The organism is Salinigranum marinum, assembly GCF_024228675.1.
GTDB lineage: Archaea > Halobacteriota > Halobacteria > Halobacteriales > Haloferacaceae > Salinigranum > Salinigranum marinum.
Genome location: NZ_CP100464.1, coordinates 46,425 through 60,907, shown reverse-complemented (window position 1 = coordinate 60,907; position 14,483 = coordinate 46,425). Strand labels below are relative to the sequence as shown.

Below are 14,483 nucleotides of genomic sequence, written 5' to 3'. Positions count from 1 at the left end.
GTTCACCATGACCACATCATCGAATTCAGATGTACTCTCACGGGGAACGCGAATCGGTCGAACGGCACTCCGCGTCAATGATCTCGACGAGCTGACCCGGTTCTACCGAACCGTCGTTGGCCTCAACGTGCTAGACGAGTCCGACACCCGTTCGGTGCTCGGTGTTGCGGACACCCCCCTGCTCGTCCTGGAGGAGGATGCAGACGCACCCACCCGGCACCGATCTGGCACCGGGCTCTACCACATCGCCTTCCGAGTTCCCTCGCGAGCGGCGCTCGGTGACGCGCTGGCTCGGATCCGGGACCAGTGGCAACTCGGTGGCGCCTCGGACCACTGGGTCAGCGAGGCGCTGTACCTCACGGATCCGGAAGGAAACGGGATCGAAATCTACCGCGACTACCCCCGCGAGGAGTGGCCCATCGCCGATGACGGGACGGTTCGGATCAGCACAGAGCCGCTCGACCTCGACAGCATCGAAGCGGCGGCCACAGGTGACAGTCAGGTCCCTCACGGGACGGACATCGGCCACGTCCATCTCGAAGTCTCCTCGCTGGACGCGTTCGGGGACTTCTACGTGGACGCCCTCGGGTTCGAGGTGCAAACAACAGTGTCTGCCGCGTCATTCGTGTCCGCGGGTGGATATCACCACCACATCGGGGCGAATACATGGCACCACCGGACGAGCCCAGTCAGCGGGCGGGGACTGTCGTGGTTCGAGGTGTTCGTCCCGGAACGGGAGTCACTCGATGCGGTCCAAGAGCGGCTCGCGGCTCGCGAGGTTCCACTCACCGAGACGGATGACAGTCTCGTCGTCCACGACCCCGATGAGATCGAGATTCGCATTCGAGTTGACCCCGCGAATCAGTAGTCCAGACGCAGCCGTTACGTCGTGGAATCGCCACGGGAAAACCTGCTCGAAGCGCTGAACACGTAACTGATCAGTACTAGCATAGCGACAATTCTCGGGAAGCGCTATGGGGTTCACTCTTTGTCAGGCGACTGATCTGCCCTGACAGTCCCAACCGGGAGGAGTGGCGTCCCGTCGAACTCTGTCCCGAATTCACGCCGGGTCCTCTGCTCGGCGTCCTCAGGTGATCGCACTGAGACGGCACACTCGAGCGTCAGGCCAACGAGTGCTGCCTCGGCGATGACGAGCACCGCCTCCATCGGTGTCCCACAGGTCGTACAGGAGAGCGTCTGGACAGTGATGTCGCAACGATGGACGTGTGGGTGATCTGCCTCGCTCACTCGCTTTCCAGCTTCACTGACGGCGATGTTGATCGCGTCCTGTACCGCGTGGGCTCCTCGAACGAGCCACGGGACCGACAGCGTCACCCAGTACTGCTTGGAACGGCTCATCGTCTGCCCCGCGCTGCTGACTGCCGGTCGATCGGCGTTGTCGTCCGCCTCATCGGGCCGGTCTGGCTCGGTCGTATATAGGGCTTAGAAATCGGTGGTCGATTGAGCCTCAACGATATCTCTGGACAGTGGTAGCTGCCCGTCAACGCTATCTGGTTACTTCCTTTGTCATCTCGTATGGTGGAGGGATACTGTGATGACCTGGCTTCTAACCAGACAAGAGGACACCACTTCACAGAGCCTGTCGATGTTGAATCGACTACGTTCAACACGCAACGCTATATCCACCGTATTCCCGTTAACTGGCTCACCGCAACGGATCCCTCGTACAATCTCGACACCTACGAGTTCTACTTGGAGAACCGCGAGCTCTTTCCGGACGCAGTCGAACGTCACCGGGTCAAATCGGTCGAGTTCGAGTATGATCAGGACCCGGTTCCTGATAGCACAGGAAAACCGTTCCGAGTCAACCTCGTCGTAACCGCCGATGAAGACGGTGGAGCTGGGCGCAAAGCAGGTGAGGAATGGACACGGCACTCTCGGACTCATTATCTACTCTGGCTGCTCAACTACGACGAGGATGTCTACGAGGTAGTCCGGATTACGCCAACAGACGAGCGAGACGGTCTACTTGTCTTCATTCAGGAAATCCTCCCTCACTTACCCTCCGAGTAACTGTCTCTATTGCTCGCGAAGGCTTCGTTACCAGAATCGTTACCCCACGAACTCGTTAGAATTACACTTCGTGGGGTAACTTTACGGTCTGTTGACCCAATGTGTCGGGTTGCGTCGGAAAGAGGGGTTCTAGGAGTCTGAGTCTCGGATGGAGACTCGCTGTGCTACGATTCGCTACTGTTCGGGGTTACCTTCCTACCAGTCATCAATGACACTTCAGACCGATCCTGTTCGACAGTCTCGACGTTCTCCTGCGCCAGCCACCAGTCGGGGGTCCAGTCCGTGATCGGGAACACCCATCGTTCGCTCCCTCGCCAGTAGGCGATCGGGTTCTTCGGGACGGGTGTACCGATCGTCTTCGGACCAGTCCGCCGACGTTGTCTGGGTCGTCGTTCGTGGGTCGTCGCAGTCTCGGACGTGGCCGTATCGTCCTCCGAGTTGTCGGCAGCTCGCTCCAGGATCGTGAGTTCGCTGTCTCGACGGGTCTCGAAGGTCGCCTCGTCTCCATACCTGCCCTTGAGGACGTTTTCAGCGCGCACGAGATCTCCGACCGCCAGTTCGGGGAACCGGTGGGATCGGATGAGCGTGCGGCCGCCAACGTCGGTCGGGTCGGGCGTGGGGCGAGTCTCGTCCCATTCGGACTTGCGCCAGATTGCAAAGCGGATCGACCCGGTGTCGTCCTGGAGCACGCCGGTCTGCTTGATTCCGGGATGCGTGTTCTCGAAGAGGATCGCCACGCGACCCTGCGTCGAGAATCGGCCCTTCGTCTGGCGGGTCGACATGTATCGGACGTTGCCGATCGTCTGGATGTTCCGGGGATCGTTCGCTTCGGCCTCGGCCTGTCTGAGCAGGGCGCTCGCGGGCTTGACACCTCGGGAGACACGCTCTGCAAGCGCGATCGCGAGGGTGAGCGGTTGCTTGCGCACCTCGTGGACTGTCTCGAAGTCCTCACTCAGGAGCCGATTCGCCATCTCACAGACCTCGTCGTGCGTGTCCGAGTCCAGCTCGAGGAGTGGACGCAGACGCTCTTCGCGAGCCTGTGCGGCAGCCTCGGCACGAGCCGCGGCGATTTCTTTCGTCGACGGGCGCTGCGCGGCAAGTTCGTCGAACCGGTTGTTCAGCCACTTCGCGTGACCGACCAGTTCGATCTCGTCGCTGAGTTCGCCCGGGCGGCAGATTCCGTCCGTGACGCGCTGCTTCTCGGCTTTCAGTGCGAGCGAGCGCTCGATGGATTCCAGTGACGTGCCGGCGAACTGCTCGGGTTCGACGAGCAGGTCACCGAGACGGACGTATTCACCACCGGGCGTCAGGACCTCCAGGTCGGCGGTCTTGATGCCAGTCGTGATGTCATCACGGTCCTCGGTCTTCTCCGGTCGGTCGGACGCCTGCAGGTCATCGACAGTCGCGGGAGCGGTCGTCGACGCGGGTGCAGCCGTCCGGGTCGCGGATTCGTCGAGGCCACTGGCGACGCCAACGATCTGTTCGCCGGTCGGATCGACGAAGTTCGCGCTGGCGTTGCCGGGCGTCCAGGTCGCGAGGTCACCGGCCGCATCGGGCTCTAAGAGCGCGTCGGCGGGCTGGCCGTTCGCGTTGGTTCGAGCTCTCATGAGCTGGCCTCGCTCGGGAACGACAGGGTCACCGTCGGGAGTGTAGCCGTACAATCCGTCGACGGGTTCCGCTCGCGTTCCGAAGTCGGTCTTCGATGCCGTCCGCTCCGTGAAGCGCGCTGGATCTGCATCAGGGTACGTCGCGACGCCGGTGTCGTGGACGGAACTCTCTGCAGCCGCTTGGTCGACGATGGCCCAGAGCAACCCTGCCAGTCTGGTGACCAGCGTGGTCGTTTCGGCCGTGTCGGTCGAGCGGCGGCGCTCCTGTTCTTCCCGGTAGTCCCGGAAGTAGGGGGAGCGGCGGGCGTCAGTCCGCGAGTCTGCGGTCCCATGGGGGATTCTGTGTGTCGTCGCCTCTACCGTCGTCGGTAGGTTCTTGTCTGCGGTGTTGCTACTGTTCATTGCAATTCAACCAATTGCATTCGTGAGGCTCTAGTCAGCCTCACATTCTACATCGACTAGCGACGCATAGCTGTATCGACGCTAGAGGTTCCAATTCGGCTGTTTTCGAGGATTAACCCACATCGACCCCACACCTGCCCCGGATGGAGTGGCCGCTCCTCGGTGCATCGTGTGGATCGTCCCAGATGTTAGCAACGGGGGGTGCGGATGCACTCCGCGCACAACTCGAACGTGGCGTCGAGATCCTCGAGAGCGACGAGCTTCGGCATGGATTTCGGAGCGACTTCGGTGCGTCGACAGTTTCCGAATCCACAGTGGCTGGTCTCAAGGAGTATCTCTCCGTGCAGATCGACCGCCTCTCCTGAGGGCTCCGGTTTATCTGCCCCGAAGGGGGCGAGGAACGGCGATCATGCACATGCTCATCCGTGTACTCGTCCCTGTACCCAACCGACCGAGGCGGTCGGCGTCGCCCGATTCGCCCTCGATCGGCTGATTGGGATCGATGAGGGTGTGAGTACTGCCTTCGACTACTACAAAACGTTAGATGAATCGACCTCTCGATTTCGCGATTATCCTCGCTACGGGGGCTCGATCCCGCACACAGATTGTCATCCGCAACTGGTGAACAACTTCTCGAGGACGCCATCGAGGCACAAGCGACGTGGTTCGTCGAGTCCGCTGCGACGCTTCGTGAGAAACTCGATAGACTCGAACCGGCCGAGGTGATGGACGACGTCGACCTCGCCCAGTACGACTGCTACTGGCTCGGACAGTTCGTAGGACCGTCAGTCTGGATCTACGACGAACACGGCACCGGTCTTCGCTCTCGGGCAGCAATTGATCGATATTTCGGCGACCGTGAGCGTGATTCGACCTGGGTGATTCCAGCCGATGTGAATTACTGAACAGCCATTGATGTGTCTCACTTCGACCATCCAGTTGTCCCTAAATCGACGAGCGTGAGGCACTCCAGGGTGCGCTCTTGAGCACGCCTTCGGAATCCTCACCTCAGTTTTGTGTTAGTGACTTCTGATTTCCGTTCTTTCTCAAAGCAGTTTATCGGGCCCAACGGGGCGAGGCTCAGGAAATATGAACACAGATGCAATTCTCCCCGCACTGAGTGATGAGCGGACGCTATTCGGTGATGCTTCATCCCATGATGGATGTGAGATCGAGTGCCCCGACTGTGACGAGAGCCAACCGATCACCGATGGCCACGAAACGTACTGTCCCGACTGCGGACTCATACTCGAAGAGGCGTATCTCGATTGTGGCCCGGAGTGGATGCCGTATGACGCGAACGAGAAGCGGCGTGTCGGCAGTCCAGTAACGCCGACCCGGCACGACAGAGGAATCTCTGCGGAAATTGGCTGGGGCCGAGACGGCTATGGGCACGAACTCCCCTCCTCCAAGCGCCACCACCTCCGTCGGCTCCGTCGGTGGGATCGACAGGCCCGCTACGACGGGAAAGCAGCGCAGAATCTCGCCCATGGATTGAGCGAAATTCGTCGCTTGGGGAGTGTACTCGAACTCTCGGAATCCCTCCGGGAAGAAGCGAGCCACCTGTTTCGCCGAGCTCAGTCAGCTGATCTCATCGTCGGCCGGTCCATCGAATCGATGGCGAGCGCGGCGGTGTTCGCCGCCTGTCGGCAACGACGACTCCCACGGTTTCTCGACGAAGTAGCGGAGGTGTCCTACGTCGACCGCGGGAAGGTCCGCCTCGCGTATCGAGCCCTCAACAGAGAACTCAAACTTCAGATCCCGCCGCCACTTCCGACTGACTTCCTTCCTCGGATCGCCAGTGAGACCGCGGTCTCTGAGCCAATCCAGTCACGGGCACACAAACTGTGTTCCTCACCGACTGTCGTGGCACACACCAGTGGGCGGAATCCGTCCGGTGTCGCAGCAGCCTGTCTCTACCAGGCGACTCGCGAACTGAATGGTTACGGCTCCGTCCGGCAGTCTGACCTCGCGGCGGCTGCACGAGTTACCGTGGTCAGTCTTCGGAGTGCATGGAAGACGCTCGAAGAACTCGATTTACCAGAGGGTTCGGTGCGTAGCTCTAATCGATTGAGGACACGCAGCGAGGTGTGTCGTGAGACCCGATCAAATGAACGGTAAAGACGACTACACTGAAGCGGCCATCGATTTGGCCGCTACTGGCTGGCGACCAGGTGACTGCTGTCCTGCCTGTGGGAACTCGACTGTCTATGCAATCGTTCGAGCTGGCATGCGATTCGACGTAAATGGTTCGTGGACGCTGGACGAGACGCTCAGCATCTACGACGCGTTCTGCCCGATGTGCGACTGGCTCCCACCAGTTGGCTCGTTATGAGAGTACCTGGACATGTGAATTCCAACTGATGCAGTAGCGCGGAGCCCCCTTCCTCAAGCGCGAACGAAGCGAGCGGTAGAGAGGGTCTGACCTACTTGCTCACTTCGTCACGACTGGATGACGTCAGCTCCACTTCCGCAATAGTTCAAAACGGTCTTCGGCGACGGCTTGGTGATTGGCTGATGAGGTCGAGATTTATCGTTCTGTAAGAGGCTGAGTGAGAGATAGAGTCGATCCCAACCCGATACAGTTCGACTCTTATTACTCACTCCTAGTGATTACTCTTACTACAAACTATGAGTACAGAATCAACCACAGAGAGCGCTGATAACGACGAGCACGAAGAATTCTCTGTCGAGCCGTCGTCGACCAGTCGGCAAGACGAACCCAGACCTGACCAGTCACCGAATGAGGGGGCGCCTCCCGAATCTGAAAAAGGCGAATCTGACACGCCTGACGCTACCGGTCCGCCGTCGACGTTCCGAGCGACAATCCAGTTGGAGCCACTGAAGAACATTCTGCGGGCACTCAGGGCGACCGTCGATGAGGGCCGCGTAAAAATCGACGAGACGGGCATCCACGTCCGAGCGGTCGCCCCCGCGAATGTCGCAATGGACGACCTCAACCTCTCGGCGAGTGCTTTCGAGTCATACGACGCGATCGCTGGGGTCATTCGAGTCGACCTCGACCGGTTCTGGAATGCGTTCTCGCTCGCAAACAAGGTCGGACTTCGGATGAATCCCAACCAGGAAGTGTTCCGGATCGATGCCGAGGGTGATACGGACAGCGTTGATTTCCAGCTCAGGGCTGATGATGTGGTTGACATTACCATCGCCGAAGCGTTGTCGCTGTTCAGCTTGGACTACATGAAAGGCATCGTTCGGACGATTCCCTCAGGGGCCTCGATAACAATCGACCTTGGGACCGAGCTTCCTGCGGTCCTCTCGTACGACTTCGGAGACGGGGATGGATCGATGACTCGAATGCTCGCGCCGCGAATCGAGACCTGATTATCCTCTCGGTCTGGAAGCATGAGAACTAGCTACTCCCGAGGAAAGCACTGGGCCCGCCACTATCACGGGAGGCGAACCATCGGCGGCTGTCTGGTCCATGCTGGTAATGACCTCCTTGATAAGCATCTACCGGTACATCCGGTTTCACCCGGCGGGTTCGACAAGGCTACCAAACATCGATTCTCTTGCTTCACGTCTCCGAATCAACTAAGTCAACGATCTGCCATCCCAGCGAAGACACCCTACAGCAGCCGTAGTCGTTTATTCCTCCCACTCGATTGGACGTTCGACGATTGGGTCCTCGCTGAAGTCGAAGCTGCGGAGATCCACCTGTACGTTCCGTTCGCGTGTGTCGCGTCGTCTGTTACGTAACCGGTCGAACGGTTGTGGTATTTCGAGGAGTTCTGCGTCGCCACTGTTGCCGAGCCGGATGTTTCGGGCGACATAGAGGTAGTAGTGTTCGCTGAGCGGCCCACCCGCGGCTTTCCATTCGTTCCACGAGAGGGACGGTTTTTGAGTGTTTCGCCCAGATGTTTTGAGCTCGATGCAGCGGTCAATAATTGGGCTGCCGCTGTCGTCGGTTCGGATGGTCAAGATATCAAATCCAGGCCAGTTGCGGTCAAGAGGGTTTTCTGTGGCGGAAAGACCGCGTGTTTCTGCGAATCGATGGATCGCTTGTTCGAGGAGTTTTGAGGTCTCACGGTGCTTCTCGTATTCTTCTGGCGTATGGACGTCGAATACCTTCGATTCCGGATCTGATTCGTTCTCGTCAGTTAGTCGGATTCGCTCTGCATCGAGTGTAACTGCCATGCCGAACGCGTCAATCTTGTCACGGTACTCCTGTGATGCGGGTCCACCGCCGCTATGACTACCGGATGTAGAACGCCTGTTCCCTGAGGGCTGGCGACTGCCGTTGTTGGCTTGGTCTATAGACACGTCGGCATTCCGGAATGATTCGGCGATTCGACGGTCTCCGATTCGAGTGACTGTTTCGATACTTGGGACGCGCGAAGAGTGTGCGCTGGTTCCACCTGTGCCAGTGGATGCTATTGATTCGCCATTGCTTGGGTCGGCGTGTGTGCTTCGGTCGGGATTGAACGCACCGTTATGATCTATCTCTGGTTCGGGTGGGTGACCTACGTCAGCCTCTCCAGTTGGCGAGGCCTCGGTACCTTCGAAGAGGGTGACACGGGTTGCCTCAACTTGGCCGGTCGGGACTTCGCTCCCCACGGTACGGAGTCGCTCACGTAACGCGATGGCTGGCGTTGGGTTCCCGAACGCGTGGTCTACGAGGTTGTTTACGGCCTCGTAGTACTGGGGAACATCGAGCCGGTCGGTGTACGCGCCGGTGAGTGCTTCAACGAACTCCTCTCGGTCAAGTGTCGCGTCGATGAGGATCGTTTCAATCGTGTCACCGTCGCGTTCAATGTGGTATGGCTGCGGTTTCGGGTCGAGGTTTCGGTTCCAGCTGCCGTCGGTGAGCGAGATGTTGAGATCGAGGTCGGTAACGAACACGATGTTCTCGAGAAATGATTGTGTTCGGGCAGTGTCTTGGTCGACGAGTGCGGATGACGGGCGACTCGTCCGGAGCCGTAGGACGAGTGCTGCGAGGACTGTCTGAAGCCACTTGGCGTCGATCTCGAAGCCTGAGATGGCTGTCGGGAGGGGGCGTTCATCGCCGTATCCGGGTTGTTCCTCAACGGCAGTTCGCAAGTCAGTCGCGCCGCAGTACTCTCCGAGACTGACGGCTTCCGGTTTGAACATAGCGAGGAGCGGAAGACCGAGGCTCCCATAGCGGTCGCGGCTGCTGCGTGACCGGATGAAGTAGGTGTCGCTCGCGCGTCTGAGGGCGTATTCGTCGTCAACCCTACAGAGTACGAGGGCGTCCGCGAGTTCACTTTGTTCGGGGGCCCAGTCTCCGGTGATAGGATCACCGCGCTTCAGTCTTGGGAGAAGCTCTGCGACACGTGTGTAGAGTAGTTCGACGGCACTGCTGTACTGGGCGAGGTCGTTATCGGTCCAATCGAGTAACTCCCCGATACGACTGATCACGCGCTCGGCGTCCTGTGGCGAGAACGTGTCTTGCTCCAGTCGCACCCCAATGCCGAGTGTGTCGGTGAGTTCTTCGAAATTGATAGTCGTCTCGGTTTTTCTGGTTGGGAAGTCCCCGTGCACGAACGGCAGCAAGGGCTGCATCCCGTTCACTTCGAGGCTGAAGCGGTCACGATCTCTGCGTGGAAGGCTCCACGCGGCCGTGGGGCGCACGGCGTCGAACGCTGTCGGGACCCAGCGAGCTTGCCGAATTTGCCACACCCACAGGTTCCAGCCAAGCGACCGTTGTTCGTCGGGGTTGAACACGTAACTGACGTTACTCCCACGCCATCGTTCGTTGGTGAACTCCGCGACTGTCGCGTGTCGCCGTGCGGAGAGACCGTGGTCCCACCAGTGCATGAGGTGCGTCAGGAGGCGGCTGCCAACCGCGTCAGATTGTTTCGCGGCCGAGAGGGTTTCTGACGCGTACTCTAAGGAGTTTACCTGGAACAGGTACTGCTCATCCGGATCGGGAATCTCCGGGGTTACCGCGCCCACGAGGTGGTCACGATACGCTTGCCATTCCGCTTCGGTAAGTCCTGTGTACCGATTGTCGGCAGACTTCGCGCCGTCAGATCGGAGGTCATCGGAAGCTGTGATCGTCGATTTCGGCGGTCGGTTGAGGCCTTGTGTCTGACGATAGCTCTGCCGTTCACCTGGTGCGAACAGTGGTAGTGGACGAATGTGTTCGGAAACGCCGAGCCACGAGAAGAACGCTGCCCACGCTTCAAGCGTCTTCGAGTGCGGTTCGTCCTCGTCAGGAGTGAACCATGCAGGTGAAGCCAGGAACTTTGGATCGAACCGTTCGGAATCGGTTTGCGCGGCAACGGCGTCGAGGAACGGTTCGATGTGAGCGTCTTCGGGGCGGCCGAGTGCGGATTGCCAAGTCGAGTTGAAGTACACGCGGTGTGCAGGATTCCACTCGACATCTCCATCTGTTGTCTGCGTCGGAACGGGGAGCTGTGCGAGCGCTGAAAACGGTTTTTTTGCGGACTGGTAGAGAAGAGGGGACTCTGGACTGCGTTCGTTTTCGGGCGATTGGACGTCCGTCATCTCCCGGATCGTTCGTAGCACGTCATCGGACGCAAGGATGGATGAGTCCGCATTCGGTGAGTTTGGTCCAGGAAGATGTGGGCTGATTGCGGTGTCGAAAACTTGTGAGAACAGATAGTCGTTGATGTCCCAGATCGCCTGAACGTCGGCGTCGAAATTCGCCGGGAGTACGTCTTCTCGAAGTGGCGCCGCGCGGTCGGCGTTCGTGCCGTGATACAGTTCACGTGGGAGAAATTCGAGCGTCGGTAGGGCGTCCGTTGTAATGTCGCCCTCTGGTGGCATGAAAATCGTGCCAGTTTCGTTCGAACCGCGTCTAGCGTACTTCATCCCATCTTGGTCGGTAATGATCTCGATAGGGAAGACGGCGTGTTGGCGGCACGCCTCGTCGAAAGCCGATCGGTCCTCGTCGCTCTCCAGCGTCTTGCGCAGACGAACGAGGTATTCAAGTACTGGATCAATCGTGAGATGGCACGATTCGTCGTCATCCGGTGGGGTTCGTCCGAATTCACGCTCGTCGACGACGCGGAGGGAAGGATCTACAGAAACAGCATCGAGGGCCTCTGGTATCGATGGTGCATCGTACTGTGACGCACCGTAGGCGACTAACGTCTGCGCATGCTGGTGGGTCGAGAGTTCTGCTGCTGGGACTCGTGACTGATCGTTTATCTGACGGTCACCTGATTGGAGGAGTGACACGAAGTCTGCACCCAAGTCCGAGAGTTGTGCGGACGTGGGGGGTAGTGTAATGTCATCGATGGCAACGCGCCGGTCAGAGCGCGCGCTCGGCAGGAATTCGACGGATGTGAGCCCTGTCCTGATCGCCTCGAAGAGACAGTCCTCGACAGTCCCCTGGGTGAACGACCAGTCACGACGTTGCCCTAACGACGGGTCTAAGGTGTCAAGCAGGCCCGCCGCCGACGTTGCAGACTGTTCAAAGAACGGGATGACGCGATCTGCGAGGAGTTGGCCGACAGCCGTGAACAGGAGAGCGTTGAACTGACCGTCGTACTCGCGTGCGTCATCATAGTTGAGTGTGAGATTTCGGCGAGAGGTGTCTGACTGGAAGGTCCCAGTCACGAGCGCGGGAATTGGACTACGTTCTTTCGTCGGGAGAAAGACGTGAAGATACGGTGGTTGGTCGTTAGTATCGCCATACACGGGCGTTAGTTTCCAATCCTTGGGTCGAAGGGAGGGTGGGGTACCTATGGGTGTTGCGGTGAAGGCGATGCCAACGCTCAATTCGCCCATCGCCTCGACCTCTGGTCGGGTTAGATCCGCACGTTCCGATATCTGCTCTTGATTAAGATCAGTGCGTTCGAATAGGCAGAACCAATCGGTGCGTGTCTCCTCCAGGACATCCGCTGTGTCTGTGGTGAGCCTGATAAGCGTCGCGTCACAGCCGGCCATGTCATGTCGGGAAATTTTCCATTCCCAGTCCTGCTCCAGACAACTGATCTTGATTTTCTTAAGTTCTGGTAGCAGCGCGACCGTGTTCGCGTCAAGTCCGTTGAGTTTCGTATGGATCGATTCACGGTGCCGTGCAGGTTCCCTAAGCGGGAGTTCGAACACAGTCGTGAACCCATCGTTCAGGAGCTCCCGGACTCTCGATGGGGTCGTTGTCTCGTGCGGAATACAAAGCAAGGGCACCTTATCTGCGGCGAGGTCGTCGTCCTGCTCAGCAGAGAGATGATCGTTGTTATTTAGTAACTCTGCTGTCATTTCTCGGCTGAACTGCGCCTGCACTTCATCTGAAAATACACGCGGGTTGTCTGTGACTCCGAGAACGGACGTGAATCCGCGGCCCTTGTGGCCGATAGTAGTCTCGCCAGCTTTCGTCGTCCGCGTTGTGAGCGTCAGCGCGTAGAGATCGTTGTACGAGAACACCGTGCCGTTGTTCGCAACGAGGAGTCGATCTTCTGTGAGTTCAAACCGCACCTGTGGTTCGTCAATGCTACCCATTTCGTCCACGGCGTTCTGCAGCAACTCGAAAACGAACCGGCCCTCGTAATCAGCGCGGTCCTGACGTTCGGTACCTGCGTCAGCCTCGATTCGATCCGGATTACTCTCGTATGTATCCACGTGCCGGAATTGAATATCCGAGATCGAGGCCAGCTCGGAATTTTTCATATCCTTTGGTGCCCAATTAGCGGTATATATCTCTGGGTGTGATATTGGATTCTGATAACCCTGGCGAGTTTCTCGGCCGAATAAAGGTGGCTGACGTGGGGGAGAGCAGGGTTTTCTGCTCAGCAAATCAAGAGGAATAGCCAAAAAGGAAGATAACAAATTCGTTCTTCGTTCTTCTGAACAACGAGTGACTCACTCTCGACGACGCTCTTTGGTAGACTGTCGGTGATGATGTACCGGTACCGTGCCTGGTAGTCCAAGTCCCGGAGATCCTCACTGTCGGGTTGGGTGTGCTGGCCGGAGTCGGGGTCGAACTCTGCAGCGATTGTTTCGGCGTTCCCAGTGTGTGGATGGTAAGAGAGGATGAAAGGGAGGACGTATCCATCGCGGTGGAGGATGTAGTCGACCAGGCCAGATTCGGTTTCTGTGTATTCGACGTCGTGTGCCCCGAGGGTGAAGGCGAGGCGTTTGGCGTGATCGAAGGCGACGGTACGCGCCAGTTTGTATTCGAATTCGGGGTTGAGGATGTCTTGTCGTTCGTAATCCTCGAAACCATGGTGTTCCTGTCGTTGGGAAAGGAGAACGAGGTGACGTGGGTTGCGGAGATACAAGCGGGTCCGACGGTAGCGTCGCAGGGAGTAGTCGTGGGATTCGGTGACTGCGATTCCCTCATCAAGAACGTCGAGGTAGCTATCGACGGTTCGTCTGTCGACGCCGATTTGATCGCTGAGTGCTGTGTACTGGAGTTCCCTACCGGCGTTAGTAGCTGCGATGGAACTGAGGCGGTGGAGGTTTTCGGGTTGTTGGATGGATCGGTACTTTGCGAGCTCTTTGTAGAGGAAGAGGAGAAAGTGGGATTTGGAGAGGTCGTTCCGGATCGATGGTTCGTCTGTGTGATGAAGGATGCCGCCTGTTCGTAGGTATGCGCGGGCGGCGTCATGAAAATTGTCTCGGTCGTCCGCATTGAACGTGCCGAAGCAGAGCTCAGAGAGTGTCTCAACAGCAGTATCGAGACTGACCTCTGAATTATTCCCGGACAGCCCGGCTCGAATCATCTTGATGGGCGATGGGCCGTCTAAAGTAGTTGACTGGTATTGTTCGAGCCGGCTTCGGAATTCTTCGTTGAAATCGGCGTTGAGTCCTTTACCGGTTTGAATGGCGTCGATGAATTTCATCGGGAGGATCGGCCACGGACCCTCGAATTTGTCGACGGTGCTGGCTGTTTTGACGTTGGAATAGTTGACCTGGGATGCAACGGTGCCGGTCAGGAATAGATACGTATCCGCGTCGACGAGTTCGAGTAGCTCTGCTTTCCGGTCCTCGTCGAGGTCAAGGGCTTGGACATCGTCGAGGAGGATGAATTTCTGTCCTCGACGGGGTGCGACGTGCGTTTTGAAGTAGTCGATGACTTGGTTGAGGCGTTTAATATCGTCGCCTGTGCGTTCGAGTTGGTATAAGGAGTCTTCTAAGGGGATGTAGAGGATTTGCCGTGGTTCGATTGCGGAGGTGAGTTCAACTGCTTGGTTTTGGTTTAGGAAGTCGGTCGTGTTGAGGAGTGCTGCGACGAGTTGGTGGAGAAGAGTAGTTTTGCCGATACCGGTCTGCCCGTAAATCGCATAGACGAGGCTCTCGACGTCGTCAGTGTAGTACGTGTTCGTTGTTTTGAGGACGCGGTGGAAATCAGATCGAGGGGTGAGGTGTACGGCTTGCGATATTTCTGGGGAGGTACCGTCGCTCCACCACTGGTTGTGGTGTTCGGCGTCGTCGATGAACTCTTCTGCGCTCCCTGTCCCAAGCATAGAGACGATTATTATTGGCTAG

The 14,483-nt window shown here is 58.1% G+C and carries 10 protein-coding genes; 6 read left to right on the top strand and 4 right to left on the bottom strand.

Features of this window, described 5'->3' with window-relative positions; translation table 11 throughout:
- Positions 1-7 precede the first annotated feature (7 nt).
- On the top strand, positions 8-868 hold the full coding sequence (locus NKJ07_RS24015; RefSeq protein ID WP_318571270.1) for a VOC family protein: 861 nt from the start codon (positions 8-10) through the stop codon (positions 866-868).
- A gap of 113 nt (positions 869-981) precedes the next feature.
- Here the strand turns inward: NKJ07_RS24015 and NKJ07_RS24010 are convergent, their stop codons facing one another.
- A complete protein-coding gene (locus NKJ07_RS24010) occupies positions 982-1,359 on the bottom strand; it encodes a DUF555 domain-containing protein (protein WP_318571269.1) in 378 nt (125 codons plus the stop codon).
- A gap of 177 nt (positions 1,360-1,536) precedes the next feature.
- On the opposite strand from NKJ07_RS24010, the gene NKJ07_RS24005 reads away from it, so the two are divergent.
- On the top strand, positions 1,537-2,034 hold the full coding sequence (locus NKJ07_RS24005) for a hypothetical protein (RefSeq protein WP_318571268.1): 498 nt from the start codon (positions 1,537-1,539) through the stop codon (positions 2,032-2,034).
- Between the two features lie 164 nt (positions 2,035-2,198).
- On the opposite strand, the gene NKJ07_RS24000 is transcribed toward NKJ07_RS24005, so the two are convergent.
- Positions 2,199-4,043 carry a hypothetical protein gene (locus tag NKJ07_RS24000; RefSeq protein WP_318571267.1) on the bottom strand — a complete coding sequence of 615 codons (1,845 nt, stop codon included), beginning with the start codon at positions 4,041-4,043 and terminating at the stop codon, positions 2,199-2,201.
- 185 nt (positions 4,044-4,228) lie between these two features.
- Between NKJ07_RS24000 and NKJ07_RS23995 the strand changes: the two genes are divergently transcribed.
- The 4 genes from NKJ07_RS23995 (at position 4,229) to NKJ07_RS23980 (ending at position 7,388) form a co-directional block, all read left to right on the top strand.
- On the top strand, positions 4,229-4,408 hold the full coding sequence (locus NKJ07_RS23995; RefSeq protein ID WP_318571281.1) for a hypothetical protein: 180 nt from the start codon (positions 4,229-4,231) through the stop codon (positions 4,406-4,408).
- 240 nt (positions 4,409-4,648) lie between these two features.
- Positions 4,649-4,948, top strand: coding sequence for a DUF7995 family protein (locus NKJ07_RS24635; RefSeq protein ID WP_484593998.1), 300 nt, complete (start codon positions 4,649-4,651; stop codon positions 4,946-4,948).
- Positions 4,949-5,132: 184 nt separating this feature from the next.
- Positions 5,133-6,164 carry a transcription initiation factor IIB gene (locus tag NKJ07_RS23985; protein ID WP_318571265.1) on the top strand — a complete coding sequence of 344 codons (1,032 nt, stop codon included), beginning with the start codon at positions 5,133-5,135 and terminating at the stop codon, positions 6,162-6,164.
- Positions 6,165-6,674: 510 nt separating this feature from the next.
- Positions 6,675-7,388, top strand: coding sequence for a hypothetical protein (locus NKJ07_RS23980; RefSeq protein ID WP_318571264.1), 714 nt, complete (start codon positions 6,675-6,677; stop codon positions 7,386-7,388).
- Between the two features lie 264 nt (positions 7,389-7,652).
- On the opposite strand, the gene NKJ07_RS23975 is transcribed toward NKJ07_RS23980, so the two are convergent.
- Both NKJ07_RS23975 and NKJ07_RS23970 read right to left on the bottom strand, forming a co-directional pair.
- Complete coding sequence (locus NKJ07_RS23975) at positions 7,653-12,662, bottom strand: sacsin N-terminal ATP-binding-like domain-containing protein (protein ID WP_318571263.1); 5,010 nt, start codon at positions 12,660-12,662, stop codon at positions 7,653-7,655.
- 119 nt (positions 12,663-12,781) lie between these two features.
- Positions 12,782-14,461 carry a DUF4143 domain-containing protein gene (locus NKJ07_RS23970; protein ID WP_318571262.1) on the bottom strand — a complete coding sequence of 560 codons (1,680 nt, stop codon included), beginning with the start codon at positions 14,459-14,461 and terminating at the stop codon, positions 12,782-12,784.
- Positions 14,462-14,483 lie beyond the last annotated feature (22 nt).